The 24,463-nt window shown below is 38.6% G+C and carries 22 protein-coding genes; 15 read left to right on the forward strand and 7 right to left on the reverse strand.

Going from position 1 to position 24,463, the window contains the following annotated elements:
* Window positions 1–3: 3 nt before the first annotated feature.
* Window positions 4–2,766 carry a gliding motility protein gene (locus R2S57_RS00970; protein ID WP_316843250.1) on the reverse strand — a complete coding sequence of 921 codons (2,763 nt, stop codon included), beginning with the start codon at window positions 2,764–2,766 and terminating at the stop codon, window positions 4–6.
* Window positions 2,767–2,876: 110 nt separating this feature from the next.
* Between R2S57_RS00970 and R2S57_RS00975 the strand changes: the two genes are divergently transcribed.
* From R2S57_RS00975 to R2S57_RS01015, 9 genes are all read left to right on the forward strand, one after another.
* Window positions 2,877–3,101 (forward strand): AtpZ/AtpI family protein, encoded by a 225-nt coding sequence (locus R2S57_RS00975; RefSeq protein ID WP_316843251.1) that lies wholly within the window; start codon window positions 2,877–2,879, stop codon window positions 3,099–3,101.
* A 321-nt stretch (window positions 3,102–3,422) separates the two neighbouring features.
* Complete coding sequence (locus tag R2S57_RS00980; RefSeq protein ID WP_316843252.1) at window positions 3,423–3,812, forward strand: hypothetical protein; 390 nt, start codon at window positions 3,423–3,425, stop codon at window positions 3,810–3,812.
* 14 nt (window positions 3,813–3,826) lie between these two features.
* A complete protein-coding gene (gene atpB / locus R2S57_RS00985; protein ID WP_316843253.1) occupies window positions 3,827–4,957 on the forward strand; it encodes a F0F1 ATP synthase subunit A in 1,131 nt (376 codons plus the stop codon).
* Window positions 4,958–4,998: 41 nt separating this feature from the next.
* Window positions 4,999–5,214, forward strand: a complete 216-nt coding sequence (gene atpE / locus R2S57_RS00990; RefSeq protein ID WP_055912908.1) for an ATP synthase F0 subunit C — start codon at window positions 4,999–5,001, stop codon at window positions 5,212–5,214.
* Between the two features lie 89 nt (window positions 5,215–5,303).
* Window positions 5,304–5,798 carry a F0F1 ATP synthase subunit B gene (locus R2S57_RS00995; protein ID WP_316843254.1) on the forward strand — a complete coding sequence of 165 codons (495 nt, stop codon included), beginning with the start codon at window positions 5,304–5,306 and terminating at the stop codon, window positions 5,796–5,798.
* A 61-nt stretch (window positions 5,799–5,859) separates the two neighbouring features.
* On the forward strand, window positions 5,860–6,399 hold the full coding sequence (gene atpH / locus R2S57_RS01000; RefSeq protein WP_316843255.1) for an ATP synthase F1 subunit delta: 540 nt from the start codon (window positions 5,860–5,862) through the stop codon (window positions 6,397–6,399).
* 158 nt (window positions 6,400–6,557) lie between these two features.
* Window positions 6,558–8,132, forward strand: coding sequence for a F0F1 ATP synthase subunit alpha (atpA, locus tag R2S57_RS01005; RefSeq protein WP_108197969.1), 1,575 nt, complete (start codon window positions 6,558–6,560; stop codon window positions 8,130–8,132).
* An 87-nt stretch (window positions 8,133–8,219) separates the two neighbouring features.
* Entirely contained in the window at window positions 8,220–9,104 is an 885-nt protein-coding gene (atpG, locus tag R2S57_RS01010; protein WP_316843256.1) for an ATP synthase F1 subunit gamma, read from the forward strand.
* Between the two features lie 201 nt (window positions 9,105–9,305).
* Complete coding sequence (locus R2S57_RS01015; RefSeq protein ID WP_316843257.1) at window positions 9,306–10,433, forward strand: ATP-binding protein; 1,128 nt, start codon at window positions 9,306–9,308, stop codon at window positions 10,431–10,433.
* Window positions 10,434–10,485: 52 nt separating this feature from the next.
* Here R2S57_RS01015 and R2S57_RS01020 read toward each other — a convergent pair whose 3' ends face one another.
* Entirely contained in the window at window positions 10,486–11,226 is a 741-nt protein-coding gene (locus R2S57_RS01020) for a hypothetical protein (protein ID WP_316843258.1), read from the reverse strand.
* A gap of 190 nt (window positions 11,227–11,416) precedes the next feature.
* Between R2S57_RS01020 and R2S57_RS01025 the strand changes: the two genes are divergently transcribed.
* The 3 genes from R2S57_RS01025 to R2S57_RS01035 all read left to right on the forward strand — a co-directional run bounded on the left by R2S57_RS01025 (window position 11,417) and on the right by R2S57_RS01035 (window position 13,836).
* Window positions 11,417–12,181: a 5'-nucleotidase, lipoprotein e(P4) family gene (locus tag R2S57_RS01025; protein WP_316843259.1), complete on the forward strand. Its 765-nt coding sequence runs from the start codon at window positions 11,417–11,419 to the stop codon at window positions 12,179–12,181.
* 57 nt (window positions 12,182–12,238) lie between these two features.
* A complete protein-coding gene (locus R2S57_RS01030; protein WP_316843260.1) occupies window positions 12,239–12,457 on the forward strand; it encodes a hypothetical protein in 219 nt (72 codons plus the stop codon).
* Window positions 12,458–12,942: 485 nt separating this feature from the next.
* On the forward strand, window positions 12,943–13,836 hold the full coding sequence (locus R2S57_RS01035; RefSeq protein WP_316843261.1) for a DUF4349 domain-containing protein: 894 nt from the start codon (window positions 12,943–12,945) through the stop codon (window positions 13,834–13,836).
* Between the two features lie 118 nt (window positions 13,837–13,954).
* Here the strand turns inward: R2S57_RS01035 and ruvC are convergent, their stop codons facing one another.
* Window positions 13,955–14,542 (reverse strand): crossover junction endodeoxyribonuclease RuvC, encoded by a 588-nt coding sequence (gene ruvC, locus R2S57_RS01040; protein ID WP_316843262.1) that lies wholly within the window; start codon window positions 14,540–14,542, stop codon window positions 13,955–13,957.
* A gap of 41 nt (window positions 14,543–14,583) precedes the next feature.
* Between ruvC and R2S57_RS01045 the strand changes: the two genes are divergently transcribed.
* From R2S57_RS01045 to R2S57_RS01055, 3 genes are read left to right on the forward strand one after another with little or no spacing between them, the layout of a single operon-like run.
* Window positions 14,584–15,561, forward strand: coding sequence for a lysylphosphatidylglycerol synthase domain-containing protein (locus tag R2S57_RS01045; protein WP_316843263.1), 978 nt, complete (start codon window positions 14,584–14,586; stop codon window positions 15,559–15,561).
* Window positions 15,539–16,675, forward strand: a complete 1,137-nt coding sequence (locus R2S57_RS01050; protein WP_316843264.1) for a glycosyltransferase family 2 protein — start codon at window positions 15,539–15,541, stop codon at window positions 16,673–16,675. Before R2S57_RS01045 ends, R2S57_RS01050 begins: the two co-directional genes overlap by 23 nt.
* Window positions 16,675–17,817: an ABC transporter permease gene (locus R2S57_RS01055; RefSeq protein WP_316843265.1), complete on the forward strand. Its 1,143-nt coding sequence runs from the start codon at window positions 16,675–16,677 to the stop codon at window positions 17,815–17,817. The genes R2S57_RS01050 and R2S57_RS01055 overlap by 1 nt, the downstream gene beginning before the upstream one ends.
* Here the strand turns inward: R2S57_RS01055 and R2S57_RS01060 are convergent.
* The 4 genes from R2S57_RS01060 to R2S57_RS01075 all read right to left on the reverse strand — a co-directional run bounded on the left by R2S57_RS01060 (window position 17,814) and on the right by R2S57_RS01075 (window position 24,440).
* A complete protein-coding gene (locus tag R2S57_RS01060; protein WP_316843266.1) occupies window positions 17,814–19,166 on the reverse strand; it encodes a proprotein convertase P-domain-containing protein in 1,353 nt (450 codons plus the stop codon). The genes R2S57_RS01055 and R2S57_RS01060 overlap by 4 nt on opposite strands.
* Window positions 19,156–21,402: a hypothetical protein gene (locus tag R2S57_RS01065; RefSeq protein WP_316843267.1), complete on the reverse strand. Its 2,247-nt coding sequence runs from the start codon at window positions 21,400–21,402 to the stop codon at window positions 19,156–19,158. Before R2S57_RS01065 ends, R2S57_RS01060 begins: the two co-directional genes overlap by 11 nt.
* Window positions 21,403–21,425: 23 nt before the next feature.
* Window positions 21,426–23,720, reverse strand: coding sequence for a hypothetical protein (locus R2S57_RS01070; RefSeq protein WP_316843268.1), 2,295 nt, complete (start codon window positions 23,718–23,720; stop codon window positions 21,426–21,428).
* 96 nt (window positions 23,721–23,816) lie between these two features.
* Window positions 23,817–24,440 (reverse strand): response regulator transcription factor, encoded by a 624-nt coding sequence (locus R2S57_RS01075; RefSeq protein WP_316843269.1) that lies wholly within the window; start codon window positions 24,438–24,440, stop codon window positions 23,817–23,819.
* Window positions 24,441–24,463 lie beyond the last annotated feature (23 nt).

Genomic DNA, 24,463 nt, shown 5'->3' on the forward strand with positions numbered 1-24,463 from the left:
TTTTTAGTAATTGTCTTTTAAAAACTCCAGATATTCATTAATCCGCTGTCTATCGGTAAGCTTGCCAAAATTCTCTTTACTGATGATAAAAGCCTTGTACAGGTTGGCCGGAACCTTCATAATGTTCTTTAGCTGGCCTGTAATGCTCGATTCGTAAATTTTTGCGTCTTCTAAATCGATAAAACTGGTGATGTAGATCAACTGGTCGTTATCCAACTCCACCAATTTATGTTCCAAATCGTTATCAGGGTAATTACCACGATTAAACTGTCCGATTCCAAAACGTGATGAACTCAGTGTTAAAGTTGCATCTGCCACATCGATTACATAATAGTATTCTTCTGATTTTGCAGCACTAAAAATACTTCCCGGTTTGGTCACATCGGCAGGCTTAACCTCAACAGGTTTGGCTACCGGAGCTGGCTCTACTGTTTTCACAACGGCATTATCGGTTACCAAAGGTTTTACCGGAACAGCGATTGGTGTAGCCTGACTTACAAAACGTGGCGTATTGGCATCAAAATCAACAAGGGCAACCGGCCGTTGTTTAAATTCCTCAAGGTTTGCTTCAATATATTTTAAATGATCGCGTACCAGTGGGGTAATAATTTTATCGTTTGGATAAAGCGTGGTAATCAGGTTAAATTCGGTAAGCAGGGGGTCAATCTTAGCGGTACGGCCAACTGCAATCGCTTTTAAATAAGCATACTGAGGTGCTAAATCATTGTTTGGGAATGCAGCGATATTATCATCCGCCTGTTTAACCACGTCTGGATAATCTTTTTTCGCATAAGCATCAAAAGCCACATTATAGTTGTTAATGGCAATGTTCTCCATCTCTGTTTGTTTGGCAGAGTATGATGGATCTAAAATGTTTTTTGCAAAATTAGATTCCGGGAATTTGGTAAGGACCAATTGTTTATACTGGTCTGATTTGACCTCATCAACACCCTTGTAATTGAGGTGTAAGCTGTAATAAATGGCAACAAGGTGGTTGTTCTCAGGATATCTTTTAATCAGTTCCAGATATATTTTATTTGCTTCCGGTTTATCGTTCAGTTCCTGCTGGTAAAAACTTGCAATTTCAAAGTAGGCATCAATAATTTTCTGGTCAGATGTGGCCAATAGGGCAGGGGTAGTTGGAAGCCCATCCAAAAACTGTTTTTCTAAGGAAGTTTGATCCGCTGCGGCCTGATCTGTTTCTCCATTTGCTGGTGTTATTCCCGTGGCTACATTTCCACCTGCTAAAACCTGGGCGGTTTCTTGTGCAGAAGATCTGTTGCTCTGTCGCCAGTTATCTTCCAGTTGTCTGTTGCCCCAACGTTTTCTAAAATCGCCGAAACCATTACTTATCGCAGCATTATTGTTAAAGTAAAAGGTATTTCCAGTGGTATTATTGGATGCATTCAACGATTGATTTGGGAAATCGAGATCATTTAAATACTGGTTACTGATTACCCCGCCCGTGTTGATTACCTCAACTTTAGGGGTTAAATAAGCTTTAACCTTTGCCTCGCGCTCTCCTGCGGGAAGTTTGGCAATGGCCTGTGCGGTATCTTCTTTTGTGATAATGGTGTACCTATCGGTTAAATATTTCAGGTTATCAGCCTTTTTAACAATGTTATCGTAATCAGGGAAGTTTTTGGGTAAAATCATTACCGTACTATCGTAATATAACTTCGCTTTGATATAATTGTTAAATTCTTTAAAGTTTAAATCAGCAATTCTTAAATAGGACAGTGCTTTTTGATTTTGGTTCCTTGTACTTTTTGCAACCGATTTATGGTAATTTTCTTCGGCTTTTACAAAGTTCCCTTCAGCAGAGAAAAGTTCTCCAACCTGATAATAAATCTGATCAGTATAGTCGAAATTCTTATCGTCTTTTAACAACGCAAGCAATTGATCTTCCTTATTTAATTTTACGCCACTCAATAATGCCTTGAGTTTAATCCGGTTTAAATTGGCATGAAAATACATTTCGAAAGGGGCATTGCTTTTTTCGACTCTGGTGAAATTGGCATAAGCATCCTGAATATTTTTCTCTTCTTCCTGCAACTGGGCAAGTATAAAGCGCCAGCGGATACGCAGCTGTTTTTCGGCAGGGAGTGTAATTGCTGATTCCAGAAAAAGTATAGCTTCCTTATTTCTCTTTTGATAGATCCGCATCTGTGCAGCAGTGGCCAATGGCTCTGCCAGATCCTTTTTCAGTTGATCAGAAGCACGCAACATGGTATCGAGAATTTTATCAGCCAGCACCATATTGTTCAATTGCATTTGGCTACGCGCTTTCCAGTTCATCGCCATAATGAATGTTTTTAAATCACTGTTATAGGTTTTTGCTGTATAATCGAAGTATTCGGAAGCGATAAAATAATTGCCTTTCAGGTAATTTGCCTTACCTAAAAGCATGTAGGCATCGTCGATATAGTTGCTAAAACTTTTATCGTTGATGATGGTTTGTCCTTTTGTGATTACATCGTCCAATTGTTTATTGGCAACGCCAGGTGTTAAAACCAGGTTGATTTGGGGCTCAGGATCGAGATAAACAGGGAGCGTTTTTTCATAATTATCTGCATAACTTTGCAACAAACTCTCATTGTATTCTGTAAGTAACACATTGGAGTTATAGATATAGTTATACCTTGCCGTTAAGTTTTGAAACCTACGGTCTACCGCGGTATCTTTATTTGCGACGCAACCATAAATCAGGAGCACACTAAAAAAGATGAGAAAGGGATTTAAGTTTTTGCTAGCGTAATTTTTCAAGTATGATCAATCTCTTAGGTGGATATACAATAAACAATATATATAGAAAAATATTTTATTTGGCAACAAATTTTAATTATTCAAAGTTAATTTAATTATTGCATTAAAAAATGGAAAATCCGAAAGAAGAAGATACAAAGAAAAAGGTAAATACGGCCGCTAAATATTCTGCCATTGGCTTCCAGATGTTCGCCACCATTGGCCTGCTTACTTTTATTGGTTATAAGATTGATGAGCATAGAAACAGCAAAACTAATCTCATTACTGCAGCTTTTGCTTTGGCAGGAGTGGGCATTGCCTTGTATCAGGCCATCAGGCAGGTTACCAGAGATTAGTTTTCAGTTTTCAATTGGCGGTTTTCAGTTAATCAAACCAGTAACCTAACAATTGAATAATCTATCACAGTTAACCGATTAACCAGTTTGAACAATTAACCAGATTAACAATCAGGCTATTGCTTCAGTTAACCGGTTAACCATTTTGAACAATTAACCAGATTAACAATTAGACTGTTTGCTTCAGTTAACCGGTTAATCAATTTAACAGTTAACCTGCTAGGCTGTTAACCATCCAAACAATAATTCTCTTTCGCACTAGTTACTTGATACTAAAAACCTTATCTTTGCAAAAGTTTTTATCTGCTAAGAAATTATACATTGACTCTAGCCAAATTTACCAGTATCTATTTCATTTTTGTCGGCTTATTAATAGGCGTTATTGCTGTTTTGCCCCTAATATTTCCTAATCAACAATTACTTATAAACAACTTTTGGGTGATGTTTGGCTTTTTGGCTGGCATAACCTATATCGCTTACATGCTTGTTGATATCGGCGTAAAACGTGATCCTGAGGTTGGTGTAATGGCGATTATGGGATCGATCGCGGTGAAGATGATTTTTTGTATGGCTTTTGTGTTGATTTACAGTATAAAAGCTAAGGGAATTGGGCTTGTATTTATGCTTAATTTTTTTTCTTTATATTTATTGTTTACGGCCTTTGAAATTTACTGTTTGTTACGTAACTTGCGCCACCAAAATTTAAAGTAAAAAACTGCCAATAAATGGATTGTAACCGAGTTTTTGTGTCTAAAGTTAAAAGGCTAACTATTGTTTTTACGCTTTTAATCGCGTTTTTATCTATCAAAATTGATACTTTCGCTCAGGTTGATAGCGCTGTTGTTCCTGTTGATAGTGTTGTAGCCGACTCTGCTCATGCAGCAGTTGGTGAGCATGGTGCTGCTGGGCATGAAGAAAAGAAATTCGAGCCTACAGCTGTAATCATGGAACACATTGCAGATTCGCACATGTGGCACCTTTGGGGGCATACATCGTTTCCTCTTCCGGTAATTTTATATACGCCTAATGGCTTAGAGCTTTTCTCTTCGGCTAATTTTCATCATGGAGAGCACGATTATAATGGTAAATTTAATAATTACCGTTTGGAAGAAGATCACATTAAAGTGGTTGGAGCAGATGGAAAAATTGATGAGGAGGCCAGTAAATCTATTTTAGATTTCTCTATTACCAAAAACGTTGCGGCAATGTTCGTAGCTATACTGCTGATTCTAATTGTATTTATCTCAGTAGCCGGAGCCTATAAAAGACGTGTTGGAAAAGCACCAAAAGGGCTACAATCTTTCATTGAGCCTGTTATTGTTTTCGTTAGAGACGATATCGCTAAGCCAAATATTGGTCACAAGTATGCTAAATTTATGCCTTATTTGTTAACGATATTCTTCTTTATCTTATTTAACAACTTATTGGGTTTGGTGCCGATTTTTCCAGGTGGTGCTAACGTTACGGGTAATATCGCCTTAACATTTGTAATGGCTTTGGGTACTTTGCTTATTGTAAACTTAAATGGTAATAAGTACTATTGGAAACACATTCTTTTACCTGATGTTCCGTTTTGGTTGTGGCCATTAATGGTTGTTGTAGAAGTTGTTGGTATCATCTCTAAACCATTTGCATTAATGGTACGTTTGTTCGCAAACATTACTGCAGGTCACATTATCGTATTGAGTTTAATCTCGTTAATTTTTATTTTCGAAACTTTGGCCATTGCTCCGGTTTCTGTAGCATTCGTAATATTTATGGATATACTGGAATTACTGGTAGCATTTTTACAGGCCTTTATTTTTACATTACTTACTGCCTTGTTTATCGGAATGGCAGTAGAAGAACATCATTAATAGAAAACTATTTTTTACAATTAATATAAATTAAATTAGTTATGGTAGGTTCAATCGCGGCAATTGGTGCCGGTTTAGCAGTAATCGGTGCAGGTATCGGTATCGGTCAAGTAGGTGGTAAAGCAATGGAAGGTATTGCTCGTCAACCAGAAGCTGCATCAAAAATTCAGACTGCAATGATTATCGCTGCTGCCCTTATCGAGGGTGTTGCTTTATTCGGTGTGGTAGTTGCATTATTAGGTAACAGCCTTAAATAATTCAAACTGAAAAATTTAGGCAGGGTATTTAACGATTGGTTATTTACCCCGCCTTATTAACAAGATTAAGATTAAAAAAAATAGATAAGATGGATTTAGTAACCCCAAGCATAGGATTAGTTTTTTGGACTGGAATATCGTTTCTGTGTTTATTGATATTACTTAGGAAATTCGCATGGAAACCTATTTTAGGTGCCATTCACGAACGTGAGCAAAGCATTGATGAGGCCCTTAACAAAGCTGAATTGGCTAAACAGGAAATGGCCCGTTTAACCAGCCAGAATCAAGATTTGATGCAACAGGCCCGTGCCGAGCGCGATGAGATTTTAAAGGAAGCTAAAACCTTAAAGGATGGTATCTTAAACGAAGCTAAAAAACAAGCTCAGGTTGAAGGTGCTAAATTGATTGAGAAAGCTAAAATCGAAATCGAGAACCAAAAGAAAGCAGCTTTAGCTGAAGTTAAAGACCAGGTTTCTTCTTTATCATTAGAAATTGCCGAACGTGTTTTGCGTAGTCAGTTAGACGATAAAACTAAACAGGAAACTTTAGTAGCGAACTTGTTAAAAGACGTTGAATTAAACTAAGCGTATTGCGTAAAGCGATAGGCGTGCTAAACGCCAACCGCTAAACGCCAACCCAAAAGATATGTCAGAAATTAAAGTTGCAAGCAGATACGCCAAATCATTAATAGACCTAGCCGTTGAAAACAACGACTTAGAAACTTCTTATAATGATATGGTTTTGTTTGAGAAAGTGGTTGATGAAACCCCTGAACTAGAAGCAATATTAAAAAACCCGATTGTACCTTTAGATAAAAAGACTGGTATTTTAAACGGTATTTTTGCTGATAAAGTAAATAAACTAACCATCACATTTTTCAATATTGTGGTGAGCAAAGGCCGTTCGGCAATTTTATTTGCCACAGCAAAACAGTTTATACAACAATATAACCTAATTAAAGGTATTGTTACCGCAGATGTAACTACTGCGAGTGCTCTAAGCCCTGAAGCTAAAGCACAGATTATTGAGATTGTAAAAAGAGAATTAAAAGCTAACCAGGTGATTGTTAACGAAAAAATTAACGAGAAACTGATTGGTGGTTTTATATTAAAAGTTGGCGACAAACAATTTGATGCAAGTATTGCCAGCGGTTTAAGTAAACTGAAAAAAGAATTTGCGCAGTAGCGCGGAGTTATAAGCACCAAGTGCTAGGCTTAGGCAGCTAAAACGCCAACCACCCTGCGCTATGCACAACACAAGAATTGCGATAAGCGGATGGCGAATAAATGCCAAGCGCCATGCGCTAAGCACTAAACATTTACAAAAAGATATAAAGTAAAATTATGGTAGAGGTAAGACCAGACGAAGTATCGGCAATTATCAGACAGCAATTGGCGGGCTTCAAATCAGAAACCGAACTGGAAGAAGTTGGTACCGTGTTGCAAGTGGGCGACGGTATTGCCCGTGTTTACGGTTTAACTAAAGTTCAATCGGGAGAATTAGTTGAATTTGCAAACGGCCTGCAAGGTATTGTATTAAACCTTGAAGAAGATAACGTAGGTGTGGTACTTTTAGGTGCTTCAGACGAGATCAAAGAAGGTGATACGATTAAACGTACCAAAAAAATTGCCTCTATTAAAGTTGGTGAAGGTATGCTTGGGCGCGTAGTGAATACTTTAGGTGAGCCTTTAGATGGTAAAGGACCGATCTTAGGTGAAACTTACGAAATGCCTTTAGAGCGTAAAGCACCAGGTGTAATTTATCGTCAGCCGGTAAATGAGCCTTTACAAACAGGTATTAAAGCAATCGATGCAATGATTCCAATCGGTCGTGGTCAACGTGAGTTGGTTATTGGCGACCGTCAGATTGGTAAAACTGCCGTTTGTATCGATACCATTATCAATCAAAAAGAATTTTATGAAGCAGGCCAGCCTGTGTTCTGTATTTATGTAGCTATCGGTCAGAAAAACTCTACTGTAGCCAACATTGTACGTACATTAGAAGAAAACGGCGCTTTACCATATACAGTTGTTGTTGCTGCTTCGGCTGCAGATCCTGCTCCAATGCAGTTTTATGCTCCGTTTGCAGGTGCTGCAATTGGTGAGTTTTTCCGTGATACAGGTAGACCAGCTTTAATTGTTTATGATGATTTATCTAAACAAGCTGTTGCTTACCGTGAGGTATCTTTATTGCTTCGTCGTCCACCGGGCCGTGAAGCTTATCCAGGTGACGTTTTCTACTTACACAGTCGTTTGTTAGAAAGAGCTGCGAAAATCAACTCTAATGATGATATCGCTAAAGCGATGAACGATTTACCAGAATCTATCAGACACATCGTAAAAGGTGGTGGTTCATTAACTGCTTTACCGATTATCGAAACTCAGGCAGGTGACGTATCAGCATATATCCCAACCAACGTAATTTCGATTACCGATGGTCAGATTTTCTTAGAGTCGAACTTGTTCAACTCAGGTATCCGTCCGGCTATTAACGTAGGTATCTCGGTATCACGTGTAGGTGGTAATGCGCAGATCAAATCGATGAAAAAAGTTGCAGGTACTTTAAAATTAGATCAGGCTCAATACCGTGAGTTAGAGGCGTTCTCTAAATTCGGTTCTGATTTAGATGCAGCAACGAAATCGGTTTTAGATAAGGGTGCACGTAACGTACAAATGTTAAAACAAGCTCAGTTTACACCTTTTACAGTTGAAAAGCAGGTAGCTATCGTTTATGCAGGTACTAAAAACTTAATGCGTAGCGTACCGGTTGATAAAGTAAAAGAATTCGAAACTGAATATTTAACTCAATTGGAAATGCGTCATCCAGAAACTTTAGCGGCACTAAAAGCTGGTAAATTCGACGATACCATTACCGGTGTTTTAGATACAGTAGCAAAAGAGATTTCAAGTAAATATTAATAAGATTTGAGACATGAGATTTGAGATCTGAGATTGGGCCGGAAACGTCTCACATCTCGTATCTCACATCTCACATCTAAATAAAGAATGGCTAATTTAAAAGAAGTAAGAAACCGGATTGCATCGGTACAGTCGACACAGCAGATTACCAAAGCTATGAAAATGGTTTCGGCAGCTAAGTTGAAACGTGCTACCAATGCAATTATCGCTTTACGTCCTTATGCAACTAAACTGAAAGAGATTTTAGGTAATCTATCAGCAAGTTTAGAGGGGTCTTCATCGCCTTTTATACAAGAGCGTGAACCCAATAAGGTTTTAATTGTAACTGTATCATCAAACCGTGGTTTGGCTGGTGCTTTTAACATGAACGTGATTAAAGCGGCCAACAATTTAATTGCTGAGAAATATAGCGAACAGTTGAAAAACGGTAACGTAAGCATTATTTCTATTGGTAAGAAAACTCAGGATTTTTATGAAAAACGTAATTATAACGTAATTGGTAATAATAACGAAGTATATGCAGCGTTAACTTTCGAAAACGTAACCAAAATTACTGATGCAATTATGGCCGGTTTCATTAAAGGTGAGTTTGATAAAGTAGAGGTTGTTTACAATCGTTTTAAAAATGCAGCTGTTCAAATTATTACTTCTGAACAATTGTTGCCTTTACCAAAAGCAGAAGAAACAAAAGTTGAAACTAAAACAACTAATGTTGATTACATTCTAGAGCCTTCACAAGAAGAGATTGTAGAGCAGTTGATCCCTAAGTCAGTTAAAATCCAGTTATATAAAGCCGTGTTAGATTCTCACGCTTCTGAGCATGGAGCACGTATGACATCAATGGATAAAGCAACTGAAAATGCTGGTGAATTATTGAAAGCCTTAAAACTTTCTTATAACCAGGCACGTCAGGCTGCAATTACAACTGAGTTAACGGAGATTGTAAGCGGTGCAGCAGCATTGAACGGATAGTTTGAGTCTTAAAGCCGAAAGTCTTTAGTTCTAAGTCAAATATACAAGGCCCATTTCTTAATTGAAATGGGCTTTTTTGATGTCAATATTAATCATAATCCAAAATTATTATGTTTTTTATGGATTGTAATCCAAAATTATTATGTTTTTTATGGATTGTAATCCCAAATTATTATACTTTTGTGGTATGATTAATTTATTATGATTATCAGAAAACAGTTGGATTATGCTTTCGCAAGGCTTTTTAAAGGGAAAGCTTTCATCATATTCGGTCCCAGGCAAACTGGCAAAACTACTTTTGTAGAGCAGTTGCTAGCCAGAGTGGATAAAAAGACATTATACCTCAATGGTGATGATGCAGATGTAAGAGAAGCCTTAGCCAAACCTAATGCTACGCAGATTGCGCAGATGCTTGGTGATTATGAAGTGCTTTTTATTGATGAGGCCCAAAGGATCACTGATGTTGGCTTATTAATTAAAATTATCGTCGATCGCTTTAAGCAAGTTCAGGTTCTTGCTACGGGTTCATCAGCTTTTGAATTATCGGGTAAAATTAATGAACCTTTAACTGGCAGAAAATATGAAATGATGCTTTTGCCTTTTTCGTATGCCGAGTTGGTAAACGATACCGATTTTCTTACCGAAGAAAGATCATTGGAGCAGCGTTTGATTTATGGCTCTTATCCCGAAATTATTAACGATCCGCACAATGCAGAGGAACATTTAAAACTACTTGCAGATAGTTATTTGTATAAAGATCTGTTTGCGTTAGAAGATGTGAAAAAGCCGCTCTTGTTCGAGAAAATTGTAAAAGCATTGGCCTTGCAGGTTGGGAGCGAGGTTAATTTTTCGGAGTTGGCGCAACTGGTAAAAGCAGATCAGAAAACGGTTGATAAATATATCAACCTGCTCGAAAAATCTTTTGTGGTTTTTACCTTACCAGCCTTTTCGGGCAATGTGCGCAATGAGATCAAAAAGAACAAGAAGATTTACTTTTACGATACCGGAATTGTGAATGCCATTACACGCAACTTTAATCCTTTGGCGAATAGGAACGATGTTGGTGCACTGTTTGAAAACTACATGATTGCAGAGCGGATGAAGTTTCTGCACCAGAACCAGATAGAAGCCGAATGCTTTTTTTGGCGTACCACGCAACAACAGGAAATAGATTATATAGAAAAAACAAAGGATAAATTTTTAGCCGTTGAGTTTAAATGGAGCGAAAGAGGGAAAAATAAAATCCCGCTTACATTTACACAGGCCTATCCCGATGCCGAGACATTATTGGTGTCAAAAGCAGATCGAGGAAGTTTTTTGAATAGTTAAAGTTTCTGGTTAAAAACAACCCCCATTTCTTAATTGAAATGGGGGCTTTTCGTTAAAAATAAAGGTTGTCAGGATTAATCTTAATTCTGATGTAACCATTCTCAATTTTTTTAATGTGTGTACCATCTCCCCAATAAACAGAAGCATTAAATTTTGCTTCTAAGATATATTTACCCGATTTAAGCTTTTGAAGATTTGTGATTTCAAATTTTGAACCATTTTGTAATTCTGGTTTTAATAATTGGTGATATACTAGGCTACTGTATCCATGGGTCTGAAATCCATAATAATCTCCTTGAAGCTCAAAAACGATACCGCTTTGAGAATTATTTCTTGTGAAGTCCATCGCAAATTTACGCTCGCCAACGGAAAGTAAATCTAATTTATCTCTAGGTATAAAAAAAATGCCTTGATTGGCCTGTTGCTGAGCTTGATTTTTATTGTATTTTTTTAGAAAAGATATCTCAATTCCGTTTCTTTCCTCATCTTCAAAAAGAAATCCTCTCCCAAACATTACGGAATCCTTATCTCCTGAAGTATATTCTTTTTGCTTAACTAACGAATCAAGCTTTACATTAGCTACAGCATTTCTTAACGAGTTGCTCCTATTTTCTGATTTTCTTTGAACTCTTAGCTTTCCGTCAATTATGTATGAAACAGAATCTTTTAGCAATTCTAAAGGATCTGGTTTTTCAATTGGCGTAGTTGGTGGTTCAATAACCGGACTGTCTTTCTTGCAGGCTGCAAGAAAAAATAGGGCAATGGCTATCCCTAATAAGCTTTTAGATTTCATAATAAATGATTTTATTTGTGTGTGCCCAAAAATAGTTATTTTTATAACTAAAAAATTAATTGTAATAAAATTATTCTGTTTTCAGGGTAGATATGTAGTTTTAATACTTCGTAGCTGTGTTTTTTATGTCGAATATTTTAAACTACCGTTAGTTATAGGCTTTTAATATCTTTGTACCGTAATATCAATTATGAAAAAATACATCCTCATTATCCTGTTTCTCGCTCCATTTTTTGTGAAGGCCCAAAACCCGGCACGCGATTATACCAATGCGGTGCTTTGGCAGCAAACTTCGGGCGAATACAGGGCCCTGTGTTTTCAGGCTTACAACTTTGCCCGTTTATCGTTAAAAGAAGCCTTATGGGCCGATACGAGTAAAAAACCAAACTGCGTGATTGTTGATATTGATGAAACAGTTTTAGACAATTCTGCTTTCCAGGGACACGAAATTAAAAAGGGTTTGAGTTATGTACAGGAGGATTGGACGAAATGGACAAGTTTAGCCCAGGCTGATACTGTACCAGGAGCATTGGCCTTTTTAAAATTTGCCGCCTCAAAAAACATCGAAACTTTTTATGTAAGCAACCGCGATGAAAAGGATTATGCCGCAACATTGAAAAATCTACAACATTTTGGCTTTCCTTATGCAGATGATGCGCACTTGATCGTATCTAAGGGAACGTCAAACAAAGAGCCCCGCCGACAAAAAATAACCGAAACGCATGATATTCTGATGTTATGCGGTGATAATTTAAGCGATTTTAGCAATATTTTTTACCGTGAGCAGAAAAACACCTTTGAGCAGGTAAACGCAAACCAGTACCTGTTTGGAACAAAATATATTGTATTGCCAAACCCCATGTATGGCGATTGGGAAAAGCCTTTGTATCAGGGCGAAAAGCTTAGTGATCAGGATAAAGCTAAACAAAGATTAGAACGATTAAAAAGTTACTAAGTTTTAGCATTATTCGGCAATAAGTATTACTTTTGCAGCATCATAAAAATAAGCATTATGGAGAACAACGAATTAAAGCACAATACAGAAAGCATGAAAACGGCTAACCAGCCAGGAATTTATAAATTAATAATTTTTGGTGTAGTGGTTTGCATGGTGGGTACTTATGCACGTTTCGCTTACGATTCATGGCAGGTATCATTGGCATCTTGGATTGTTTTGTTCATCGGTGCAATTATTGCCATTAAAGGTGTATTCAAAATATTAGACGCATAAGCAATTTGCTTATCAAAAATATAAAGGCCGGTCATGTTTATTCATGACCGGCTTTTTTGTTATGTGCATAACCTATCAGGTTTTTAAATCCTGATAGGTTTAAGTAAAATTAGCACGACCTGTCGGGTTTAGGATAGAAAGGTCTGCCCAAGTGATTTAAACCTGACAGGAGCGGGCACCGAACGCAGAGAGGTAAAGAGGATGGCAGGACTACCGCAACCGATGTATACAGTAACCTGCTTTTCAAAAAAGACACAATAAAGACTCTATTCAAACCTCGCAGGTTTTCAAAACCTGCGAGGTTTATAATGATCGAAATCCTCTCCGAAATCCCCTCTTGCTATCCCAACCGAATATTGGGTTACCTTAATACAATTATTGTATTAAGGGAAAACACAGCGTTAAAAGCTAACCAAAACGCTGAACTTCTCATGGCCATTTGAAGCAAATATTTAAAATGATTATTTATTTAGAACCACACAATCATGAAAAGGAATATTATTGCTATTGCCATAATTTTAACAATTTTTGGCTGCCAAAACGAAAACAAAAAATATGCGAGCGCTGATACCGTAGAATTAGAGCCATTAAGCAAAGAATCGGCTGATAGTACCGCTGCAGAAAAAATCATCAAAACTGCAGATATGCGGTTTCGGGTGAAGAATGTTCAAAATACCAAGGAACAGCTTAGCAAAACCATCAAAGCAGAAGGCGGCACTGTTGTCGAATTCTCCATCGAAAGTTCCATCCAGGAAACTGATAAGGTTAAACAATCTACCGATTCGCTAAAAGAAATTACTTCCTATCGTACCCAGGGTTATCTGGTCGCTAAAGTGCCATCAGAGAAACTGGACGAATTTACAAACACCATCGCAAAAATGGCTGTTTTTGTAGATAACCAATCGATGAAAATGGACGATCAAAGTATCGCTTATTTGGCCAATAAATTAAAGGCCCAGAACCGCATTGATGCGATCGAAAAGATCAATAAAGTAGCCTCGAAAAAAAGTGCCAATGTCGAATCCTCCCTATATATCAAAGATGATTATGTGGATAAGAGAATAGAAAATATGCAGATCGATAACCGGGTTAAATTTAGCACCATTACGCTTAATTTTTATCAGGACAATACGGTTAAAACCATGATTGTAGCCAATGATAACCTGTACGATTACCGCCCGGCATTCTTAAACAGGTTTTGGTTGGGTATTGTAAACGGCTGGACGATTTTTAAAGAAATTATCATTGCCATTTCCAATTTATGGATGCTGGTATTGGTGGGTATCGTGGTATTCTTCACCATAAAATATTTTATCAGAAAAAATAAGCTGGCAATGGCTGAAGCTACCAAAAACATGATCGATCAGGCTAGGCAGTAATCATCTAGTCTACCAGTTGTCAGTCTGAGCGTAGTCGAAGACTTTTTATAATCGAAAACAAAGATAATTTATCCTTCGACTACGCTCAGGATGACAATTATTTTTGTTTTCTCCTCGATTATTTCTTAGGCTTAACCGCTATACCTTTAACCTTGGTTTTGTTGTCGCTTACAAAAGATTCCCAGCCTGAATAGGTTTTGGATTTACCACCTGAGGTAATTTTTTGAAAAGAATGACACATGGCAACAGCCAATCCATCGGTAGCATCTAAAAATTCAGGCGTTTCCTTAAAATTTAACAAGCGCTGCAACATCGCGGCCACCTGCTCTTTAGTGGCATTACCGCTGCCTGTAATCGATTGTTTGATCTTACGGGGAGAATATTCGGTTACCGAGATATTTCTGGAAAGTGCAGCAGCAATGGCAATGCCTTGCGCACGACCAAGTTTTAATAATACCTGAATGTTTTTTCCATAAAATGGGGCTTCAATAGCCAGAACATCGGGTTTGTACTGATCGATCAAAACTACTGTTTTTTCGAAAATGCGCTGAAGTTTAAGAAAAGGATCGTCTAAATGGGTCATTTTCACTACCCCCAAACTGATCAGTTCTGTTTTATTTCCCTTCTCTAAAATTACGCCATAACCCATTACCGCAGTTCCGGGATCGATGCCCATAATTACCCGTTCCTTTTTTTCGTTCAACATTACAGCAATATTAAGCATATTTGCAAAAAGAAAGACTAATCTTGACAGGCAAGAACAAAAAAATATTATCACTTCTGATTAAAGCCGCAATTGTAATATTTGCCTTTTGGTTTATTTACCATAAGCTTGTTGCGAATAAAAACCTGCACGATTTTAGTACGCTGTTAAAAGGTATTCCACAGGTAGAAATTATCACGGTAATAGGCATTGTGGTGCTACTGATGTTTGTGAATTGGTTTTTAGAAGCTGGCAAGTGGAAGTACCTGATGAGCCAAATTGAGCCCATTACTTTTTACAGGGCCATCGAGTCTGTTTTCTGTGGTTTAACATTGGCTATTTTTACCCCTAACAGGTTAGGTGAGTATGGAGGAAGGGTATTTTTTCTGTCGCCCAAAAGAAGGATTGTCGGAATAGTGGCCATGAGCGTAGGCAGTATTGGTCAATTGGTGTTAACGAATGTTTTTGGTGCTATTGCAGCTTGTTTTTTTGTTTACCGTTTTATCCCGATAGATCGTGTACTTTTTATTGCAGTGGTAGTTCTCGCGGTATTCTTTTGCCTGTTTTTTCTGATCTTCTATTTTAACATCCGATGGTTAAACGGCATTTTGCTTTCATTTAAATTCACCAGGAAATACAAAAAGTTTTACAGCATTTTAGCCAGGTACCGAAAAAGGGACTTGTTCAAAATTATCACTTACTGTTTCGCCCGTTATCTGGTGTTCAGTTCACAATATTTCATTTTGTTTGTGTGGCTGGTACCAGGCTTGCATTATGCCGATATCATAATGATGACCTGTTTACTCTTTTTGGTACAATCGGCATTGCCATCACTTGATCTTTTCGATGTGGGGATCAGGAGCGTTACGGCTGTAGAATTATTCAAACATGTAACCGATCAACATATAGCCGTTATTGCATGTACTGCGAGTATTTGGCTGATAAATATTATAATTCCTGCTATCTTAGGCACTTATTTCGTTTTTAAACTCAATTTTTTTGGAAATCTTAAATCTAATTAGTCTATTATCCGCTGCTTTAACCTTAGTTTATGGTTTTTTAGTCCTTAGTTTTATCAGAGGGTGGCATAAGCTGATTTATTTTAATCCACAAAAATCTGATCCTCAAACTAAAGTTTCTATCATTGTGGCTGCCCGCGATGAGGAACTGAACATTAACCAAACCATTGATGATCTGATTGCGCAGCAATACCCTAAAGTTTTAACAGAAATCATTATTATTGATGATCATTCTACCGACCGCACTGCAGAAATTGTATTAAGTTATGCCGATCAGAATGTGAAACTGATCAGGCTAAATGAAGATAAGGCCTTAAATTCATACAAAAAAAAGGCTATACAAACTGCAATCGGAACCTGTTCGGGTGATCTGATTATCACTACGGATGCCGATTGTAGGATGGGCGCAGATTGGCTGGCTACCATTGTGAACCTGTACGAAGTGAAAAAATATAAGATGATTTCTTCGCCAGTAGCTTATTTTCAAGAGAAAAGTTTATTTGAAAGGTTGCAATCATTAGAGTTTTTATATCTGATCGGTTTGGGGGCCTCTACCATTGGAAACAAGCAGCCATCAACCTGTAATGGTGCAAATCTGGCCTATGAGAAAACAACCTTTTACGAAGTTGGGGGCTTTCAGGGGATAGATGACCTGGCATCAGGTGATGATGAGTTGTTACTCCATAAAATTGCCGCTAAATATCCCGATCAGATCGGTTTTTTAAAGAATAGAGAGGCCATTGTATATACCCATGCAAAAGAAACTTTGGGTTCTTTTATACAACAGCGTAAACGCTGGGCCTCGAAGAGTACCCGTTATAAGAACAAAGCCATTATCGTATTGGGCGTGCTGATCTGGATATTCAATCTTTCTATCCTCGGAAATTTTATTACCGGCCTTTTTATCCCCGGTTTTCTAAGCATCACATTTTATCAGTTATTGGTTAAAATGATTCTAGAAACATTATTTTTATGGGACGTTACTGGCTTTGCAAAAAGACGCAGTTTACTGATATTAATCCCGGTTTTAAATGTATTACATGTACTTTATATGGTGTACATCGGTATTGCCGGAAATAGCGGAAAATACAATTGGAAAGGCAGAATGGTCAGATAATGGATAATAGCCCATCAAAAAAAGTATGGTTAAAGTTTAAACGGAACAGGTTTGCCTTTGGTGGATTGGTGTTTATTTTACTTTTGATGGTGATGGGCATTTTAGGCTATCTGATTATGCCGGATGATTCTCCCAATGCGAATGTTCAGACCCTTCAGCTCAATAAAAAGAAACCTGGCAGTTCGTTTACTTTTTTAATTATCGGTAGAAATCCAAAGATTGAAAAAGTCAATTTTTTTGAAAGGATGTTAAATGGTCAAACGCCATCTTTTAAAAGTATCCCGATTACTTCCTATAAAATAAAAGATCAGGCTGTTTTTGTACAGGAATATATCGGAGAGGATGAAAAAGCCAAAGAAACGAAGTATGATCTTAAAGATTTATGCCTTTCTTGCGCATTGCCCTCAAAAATAGGTACAGCGCAAGCGCTCTTCAAAGAATATAACATCTACCAAAAGACCTATATTTTAGGAACCGATATTTATGGTCGCGATTTACTAAGCCGGTTGATTTTGGGAATCCGCGTTTCACTCTCTGTAGGTTTAATGGCTGTACTCATTTCCCTTTTTATTGGGGTAAGTTTAGGTGCTGTAGCAGGTTATTTTGGTGGACGTATTGATGCGGCAATTAGTTGGTTTATGAACGTGGTATGGTCCTTGCCCTCCTTATTATTGGTTATCGCGATATCATTCGCTTTAGGTAAGGGTTTCTGGCAGATATTTATTGCTGTAGGTTTATCCACCTGGGTAGATGTGGCCCGATTGGTGCGTGGCCAGGTAATGGCTTTAAAAGAAGTCGAATTTGTAGAGGCAGCGAGGGCTCTGGGCTTTAGTACGAGCAGAACCATTATAAAACATATCTTACCAAACATCGCTGGACCGATTTTAGTGGTTGCCTCCTCTAATTTTGCTTCAGCCATCTTGTTAGAAACAGGGTTGAGTTTTTTGGGCTTTGGTGCACAACCACCTATGCCAAGCTGGGGAAGCATGATTAAAGAACATTATGGCTATATTATTATGGATGCCGCTTACCTGGCTATTTTGCCGGGATTGGCCATTATGCTTACAGTGTATGCCTTTAATGTGCTGGCCATAGGTTTACGTGATGCTTTTGACGTAAAAGGACAGAACGTAACGGTTTAATTAATCTGTTGTTTGCCAATACTAACTGTCATACTAAAGATATTGTTTTTCTTATTGCTTTCCTTGTACCAATGGTGCGGGTCAATTTCGATCTCGAGGGTGTAATTTCCACTTTTAAGGTTTTTCGGGAGAGCTAAGGATTGACCTTCGTATAACATGCCATAAGTATCATACCCGCCAACACTGATTCCCTGTTTATCAAAATTGCATGTTGGATAATTCCCTAAACCATAATTGGGCATATTTTCTCCATACTGTTTGCCATCAATCGCACTAAAAACGTCAGAATTGTAAAGGATACCCGTTGTAAATAAACAATAGCTCACTTTTGAGCCTTTTGCAATCAGTATTTTCTTTTTATTTACCGTTTTAACCAGTCTGAATTCTACCCAATCATCTACATGATAATGGTTATGTCCGGGTTTATTTTCAAAATACATGGTTCCAGCGGGAAATTCTTTATAAGAAAGAATAGCATTTTTTCGACTATAAACTTTTTGGTTTACCAGTAACCTGTTTATTTTTCCATTGGGGCATATTTGCGAACTGTCAACTTTTGTTGTGCCACAAAACCAGTTTTTGGTTCCGGTTATTTCCATTGGTCCATAACCTATATTGGCAATGGTAGCAGCCAATCTTAACTGTCCGGGATATTGTTTGTCATCCCAGGCATATTCCTGAATCTGATTTTTGGTAAAAAAAGGAATAATGACCAGATCTGGCAATAATTCGCAATCGTTTTTCCCATTGGGACAGTTGCATAGACCAATATTTTCGAAGGCACATTTCTGTGTGATGATGGCCTTGGCAGGATGATGGCCAAAAATAAGTTGGATACTATCTAAAATGCCATTAAAATCACTTTTTAAATCTTCTATGTACAGTTTCCATGTGCCGTTGGGATTTTGTCCATGGTTTAAAAACTCCAGTTGCCCGTCAGGACGGTAATTTCCTGTAAAAGGTGCAACAGCAGCACTGATTAAACCTGATTTTCCAAATTGGGAGAACCGCGTATCGATATAGTTTGCGCCAGAATCTTTTCCGTTACGGTTGCTTAGCCAGATACTTGTTCCATCAGGACTTTCGAGTGTTATTTTTAAATCGCTAACCCGTTGGTGATGCAGGTTGAGCAAAACAGATTCTAAACCAAAGGTGCTATCGGCAACAGAAGCTAAACCGTTTACTTCAATTTTAAATTTCTGCCTGAAATAATATCCGTAATAATCGTACAGTTCGGTGCCTTTTGTGGTAAAGGTTTGTGCAGATAAGGATGAAAACCAGAGGATGAAAATAAAACCCAGCCACCATTTTTGATGGCCGGGTTTTAATGGGATGATATTAATGTTCAACTTTGAATGTCTTAATGTTACTGTTTTTGATTGGTGATGCCACATCTCCATGGGTATCTTTTGGTGGGTTTAAGGCAAATTGGCCACACACCATCTGCACACATTCGTTGCAGTTTGCATCTTTAAAAGTAAACTTTAAGCATAAATAAACCTTCACCTCACAACAGGTTAATTCGGTAATGGTTGGGAGTGATAATTTAATATTGAAATTACCTGGATTTAAACTGATAGGGGCATTGTTGTTTAAAACTGCTTCACGGTAATCTGCAGCAATACTTCCTGTTACCGGACCAACATAGCCACTTAAAGTCATGGGTTGTGCATTTAAACTGGCCGATAAAATATTGCCCCATGTTACCGGACGGTTGTTACAGTTTAAACAGTTAGGAGAAGAAGCAATCAACCTAAATTCTTCTACGCTTACCCTAACCTCGCTCATTGGCGTAGTGCTGAAAATGCTGAATGTTGCTGTGCCGGTAGAAAAAGCATTCGGATTGGCCAGGTTGGTAGCAACATTAAATGCAGCCGAGGTTTGCTCGATCTTAATTTCGGCCTTGCAACAGCTTGGTGGTTCGCAGATGATAGTGATCGGTATGGTAAGGCTACCACAATCACTGTTGCCACATTTGGCTTTAATCGTCAACGTATACTTTCCGCAGGTTAACTTGGCGTTATACTGTGCTAAATCTACAGGTAACGTTGTTCCGTTTGCAACCAATACGCCGGACGCGGCAGTTAATTGCCAGGTATAGGTTGCACCGCAATTGCCATTGCAGTTATATACCGCATTAATTAAGCCCGATACATTTCCCTGGATAAATTGTAGAGGATAATTTAAAGGTAACTGGATCGGCTGTGCATCGCCTACATTCCCTGGTGGAACGATTTTTTGTGCTGTTTTACCCAATTCGAAATCGGGGTGTAAAATGATCGGAACGCCCGGTATCGGATTACCGCCCAATGTTGGCCCGCCCTGCCATTGACCACAAGAGCAAGGATTGCACTCTAAAGGTTTTTTGTAGACTTCGATATCGCCCAATCTGCTTTTATCCTGAATAGCACTATCGTCATAATCAATTAAAATAGAATTGGGCACCGTACCACCTGCTGCACTATAACCTTCTACACCGTAAAGGGTAACACTTGAATTTAAAGCATCGGAGGTAAACCAAACAGACGAATCACAACTATAGTTTGTACTGCTTCCTTTAAAAACGTTATAGGAATAAGAAACTCCACCGGTGGCATTTGTTTTACTGGAAAAGCCGCCCGACGGAAACAAACTTGCCGAAGAAATCCAGCTTGCCGGGCCTGACGATAAAAATTCTACCACTTTCGAATCGTGTGCACCCAAAGCGCCAAAGCTATACCAGGTTTGCTGGGCAATCAACATTCTATTGCCGTCTTCAGAAAATGCGATATCCGCAATGGGCTGAAGGGTACTAACTGCAGGTGTAGTTTCCAATTGTTCTGTTAATGGTAAAAAATCGCCATTGGCATCTAACTGTACCGAATAAATCTCGTTGGTACTGTAAGGAATTGCTGTCCTTATTTTTGCATAGTATAATCTGTAAACACCCAGTATTTTCCTGATGGCCAAACCGTAGGGTATAGAAATAGGGTCATCAGCTGTAGCGGCAAATTTTGGATTAAATGCATTTTGCTTGGTCCAAAGGGCGGTACCTGCCGGGTTTCCGGTTAACCTTTCGATGCTGCCATTATCCCAGTTGGAAACGTAAATGTTATTGGTAATACCTATTTTTTGATATTTAAGGTTTCCTAAAGATCGGGTGGTATTTAGAAAATCAAAAACTAAGGTATGTGCTCCAGTAGTATTATCTAAACGCCATACTTTACTGGTGTTTTGGTTCGAACCCGAAAAAATCTGTGTATTGGAAACATAAATATTGGTAAGTGGTTCTTTATCAAGGGTGATCCCGAAAATGATACCCAGTTTAGCGTATGTCCAATTTGCGGCGCTCCAGTTGGCAGGTTTAGTGCCTGGAGGAAGCATAGTGGGCGTATTCCAATTTACACCCAAGGGCGCAGTTTGAGTATCGTTGGTTTTGATGGTTTTTAATACAAACGAGTTTGGATCCATTGGGCCATAGTTATAACTCGGACTATGCGAGGCAACTGCGTCGCCATAAATTAACGGCAATTGCGCCCTCGTTACATTTGTTGCAAAAAGCGCTAAGGCCAGCAACAAGAATATTTTATAAATGATATTTTTCATCTTAATTTCTTTTGAAAGGTTAACTATCTGTGTTTTCTGGTTACTTGGTAGCATTTAACAAAACTGCAAGTCTGACATTCGCTATTGGTAAAGCTATACCTGATACAGAACCGGATTACATCGTCGCAACAGGCCAGTGTGCTAAATGGCGGTGCCGAAATGTTCAGGTTTATTTGCGCGCCTGCCAACTGCGTTGTTGGAGGAGATAGTGAAAACCAGCTCAGGGTGTGGTGCGTATTTCCACCACCCGCCGGGATAACCGGAAACAGTCCGTTTTGGACGCCCCAAGCAGTTGAAGTAAAGGTACCTGATGTGAAATTTCCAAAAGTTTGACTGTCTTTATTACAGCCGAAACATTCTTCGGTACCATTTGCAGAAACATGGATGAAACTGATTAACTCGGCCTTAAAATTTTTGATGAGTACATTTGGCGAAGTTATGGTCGTCGCTACATTGATGTTATTGTTGGTTAACTGAGTGGTAGCGGTTACCTTATCATCCCCAAACTTCCATATAATATTATCACAATAATTGCAGATGCAGGGCTTTACCGGAATGCAGTTAAAGGTATTATCGTTGATAGTGGTAGAACCCTGTTGGCTGCTGATGTAGATATCCAGATTTAGACAGGTGGCATTGGCATTTGTTGGGGTATAATCGATCGTAAAAGTTTGTTGTGCGCCTGGTGCCAGTGTAGGAGGATAAACTCCCGATGTAAGGTTTATGGTGCCGCTGGCACCTGCATAAACTATGTTTGCAAGAATGTTACCTGGAATAGCCGCATTCTGTACCACGTTGGCTGCATTGTTAAAATCGTAGGTTACATTTTCGGCAACAGTGCTAAAATTTTTAAGCGTAATGCTGATGCTATAAATTGGTTTTCCTGCTGCATTAAAGCCTTTACATTTTGCGGTATCGATTAAAACATCTAAACGGTGGAGGCCAGATGTGACCACAAAAGATACAGATTGTGCATGGCAGGTTCCTGAGCCTATCATTGCCAGATAAGTTCCTTTTTCTAAACCATCAAGCGATGACTGGTATTCTGCCCCGCTTTTACTCAAATTTTTAACTATTGTGCTGCTTTTTGCGTTACGGTTAGCAGATGGATCTACATTTGTCTGCGCATTTAAACTGGTTCTTTCATCAGGGCTTAATTTGCCCAGGAGATTTTCATCGTCTGAGATTTTGTAAATACGGATTGATTTTTCTCCGCTATATTCTGAAGGGATATTAACACCTATGTCTATTTTTTCCTTTTCGCTAAACCGTTGTCCCTGTTTGGGAAATAATATAATAGGTTCGCATGGCTGTTTGTTATTTTTTCTGCCTTCCAGTACTGATTGCGGTATCGCTACATCGGAAACAGGGTTTTCAGTATTATTGACAGCAGGAGGTAGCGGATTTTCGGTTTTGATGGCCTGCGCTTCTGATCTTTTAATCCCTTTTTCGGTGATGCCTTTCCCTAGTCCTAAACTAACGCCAAAATTAAAGCCAAGGTTATTGTACTTCGTGGTTTTTACCGTGGCGATGTTGCCGCCATTTAACATTTGATCAATGTTGTAAAACCCCTTTCCATCGGCTACGCCCTGTGGCGTAAAGGTTGCAGTTTCATTTTTTATGCCTGGTCCGATGGTATAATTCCCATCAACAAAAAAGCCCAGTTTACCAGGGAAATAAGCCAAACGCAACTTTGGAACAAAAGCAAAACCACTGGTCTTGGTTTCTGCCTGGGTATATAGGTTAAAATCACGGTTTTGCCCATTAACCGAACTACTTTGTGTGATGGCAAAAGCCTGTTGTTTAATGTTGAGATAGGCTGCATTTAAGATAGGCGAAATGGTAACCTGACCAAAGGAAAAATTAGACTGTACGCCCAGTTCGGCTTTAAAACCCTGTAGTGTTGGTTTTCCCGATCCCCTTGTAGCAAGGCCCGGGCTACTGCTCTGCCCAGTAATGTTGTAGGGAGTAAAATTGCCAGTCTCATAATCTTTGTTGCTCCCGAAGTATTCGCCACCGGCGTTGGGACCAACAGAGAAAAAGTGATCGGTTTTACCGGCAAGGTTATCATTGCCACCCCTGGCAAATAATGGAACGTACACATTTGCATTAATTGCATAACCCTTGGCTATGTTTGCATTTTGTTTGGTCGGTGTGCTGGGGTTTGTTATGCCTCCGCTAAGAGAAATTAATGCATTTCCTCCCGGGTTTTTGCCGCCCTTTACAACAATGCCGCCTATGGGCTGTCCCGGTATCTGCGCCATTACATTAAGCGCTATCCCGGTAATGAACGAAAGTATAGTAAATGTTTTTTTCATAATGATTTACGTTAAGTCATTATGAAATTGGAGATTTAAGCGAACTTATAAATCCCTAAATATAGGGAGGAGAGAATAAGCGATCTAAACGACTTGTTATTCTTTAATGTTTTTATAAAAATAGGCAATGGCTTCGCCCAATGAGGAAATATGTAGTTTTTCGTAAATGCGTTTGGTGTGTGTGTTGATGGTGGTATAACTTACGCCTAGTTTATCGGCAACCATTTTATAACTCAGTCCTTCTGCCAAAAGAGATAATACTTCATTTTCTTTCGGACTTAACGGCGATTCCTTTTTGGTTGGTTTAAAGTAGTCTAATACCTTTTGTGCAATGGCTGGATTCATCGCAGCGCCACCTTCAAATACCTCTTCAATGGCCTGTAAAATGCGTTGTGGCTTGTCGTTTTTTAAGATATATCCACTCGCCCCATTTTTAATACTTGTAAATATCTTTTCGCTGTCGTCGTACGCCGTTTGCATCAATACCTTCACCTGGGGAAAATTATTTTTGATCAGTTTTAATCCCTCTAATCCATCTACCTCAGGCATATTAATATCCATAAGCACTACATCTGGGTAAAAGCTTTCGATATCGTGTATTACACTTTTGCAGTTGGGTGCTTCACCTACAAATTTAAGGTCTTCGTTTAAGCTTAACAGGGCCTTTAAGCTGTCTCTCCTGTCGCTGCTGTCGTCGTAAATAAAGATGCGGATAGCCATAATACAAAGCTAAAAGGATAATT

The sequence above is a fragment of the Pedobacter psychrodurus genome (genome assembly GCF_032678585.1).
In the GTDB taxonomy this organism is placed as follows: Bacteria; Bacteroidota; Bacteroidia; order Sphingobacteriales; family Sphingobacteriaceae; genus Pedobacter; species Pedobacter psychrodurus_A.

What these genes read in the sequence shown, in the direction of transcription:
- R2S57_RS00975 (WP_316843251.1), top strand. Translation starts at nt 2,877, where the DNA reads ATGGAAAATCCGAAAGAAGAAGATACAAAGAAAAAGGTAAATACGGCC.
- atpB (WP_316843253.1), top strand. Translation starts at nt 3,827, where the DNA reads ATGGATTGTAACCGAGTTTTTGTGTCTAAAGTTAAAAGGCTAACTATT.
- atpE (WP_055912908.1), top strand. Translation starts at nt 4,999, where the DNA reads ATGGTAGGTTCAATCGCGGCAATTGGTGCCGGTTTAGCAGTAATCGGT.
- R2S57_RS00995 (WP_316843254.1), top strand. Translation starts at nt 5,304, where the DNA reads ATGGATTTAGTAACCCCAAGCATAGGATTAGTTTTTTGGACTGGAATA.
- atpH (WP_316843255.1), top strand. Translation starts at nt 5,860, where the DNA reads ATGTCAGAAATTAAAGTTGCAAGCAGATACGCCAAATCATTAATAGAC.
- atpA (WP_108197969.1), top strand. Translation starts at nt 6,558, where the DNA reads ATGGTAGAGGTAAGACCAGACGAAGTATCGGCAATTATCAGACAGCAA.
- atpG (WP_316843256.1), top strand. Translation starts at nt 8,220, where the DNA reads ATGGCTAATTTAAAAGAAGTAAGAAACCGGATTGCATCGGTACAGTCG.
- R2S57_RS01015 (WP_316843257.1), top strand. Translation starts at nt 9,306, where the DNA reads ATGATTATCAGAAAACAGTTGGATTATGCTTTCGCAAGGCTTTTTAAA.
- R2S57_RS01020 (WP_316843258.1), bottom strand. Translation starts at nt 11,226, where the DNA reads ATGAAATCTAAAAGCTTATTAGGGATAGCCATTGCCCTATTTTTTCTT.
- R2S57_RS01025 (WP_316843259.1), top strand. Translation starts at nt 11,417, where the DNA reads ATGAAAAAATACATCCTCATTATCCTGTTTCTCGCTCCATTTTTTGTG.
- R2S57_RS01030 (WP_316843260.1), top strand. Translation starts at nt 12,239, where the DNA reads ATGGAGAACAACGAATTAAAGCACAATACAGAAAGCATGAAAACGGCT.
- R2S57_RS01035 (WP_316843261.1), top strand. Translation starts at nt 12,943, where the DNA reads ATGAAAAGGAATATTATTGCTATTGCCATAATTTTAACAATTTTTGGC.
- ruvC (WP_316843262.1), bottom strand. Translation starts at nt 14,542, where the DNA reads ATGTTGAACGAAAAAAAGGAACGGGTAATTATGGGCATCGATCCCGGA.
- R2S57_RS01055 (WP_316843265.1), top strand. Translation starts at nt 16,675, where the DNA reads ATGGATAATAGCCCATCAAAAAAAGTATGGTTAAAGTTTAAACGGAAC.
- R2S57_RS01065 (WP_316843267.1), bottom strand. Translation starts at nt 21,402, where the DNA reads ATGAAAAATATCATTTATAAAATATTCTTGTTGCTGGCCTTAGCGCTT.
- R2S57_RS01070 (WP_316843268.1), bottom strand. Translation starts at nt 23,720, where the DNA reads ATGAAAAAAACATTTACTATACTTTCGTTCATTACCGGGATAGCGCTT.
- R2S57_RS01075 (WP_316843269.1), bottom strand. Translation starts at nt 24,440, where the DNA reads ATGGCTATCCGCATCTTTATTTACGACGACAGCAGCGACAGGAGAGAC.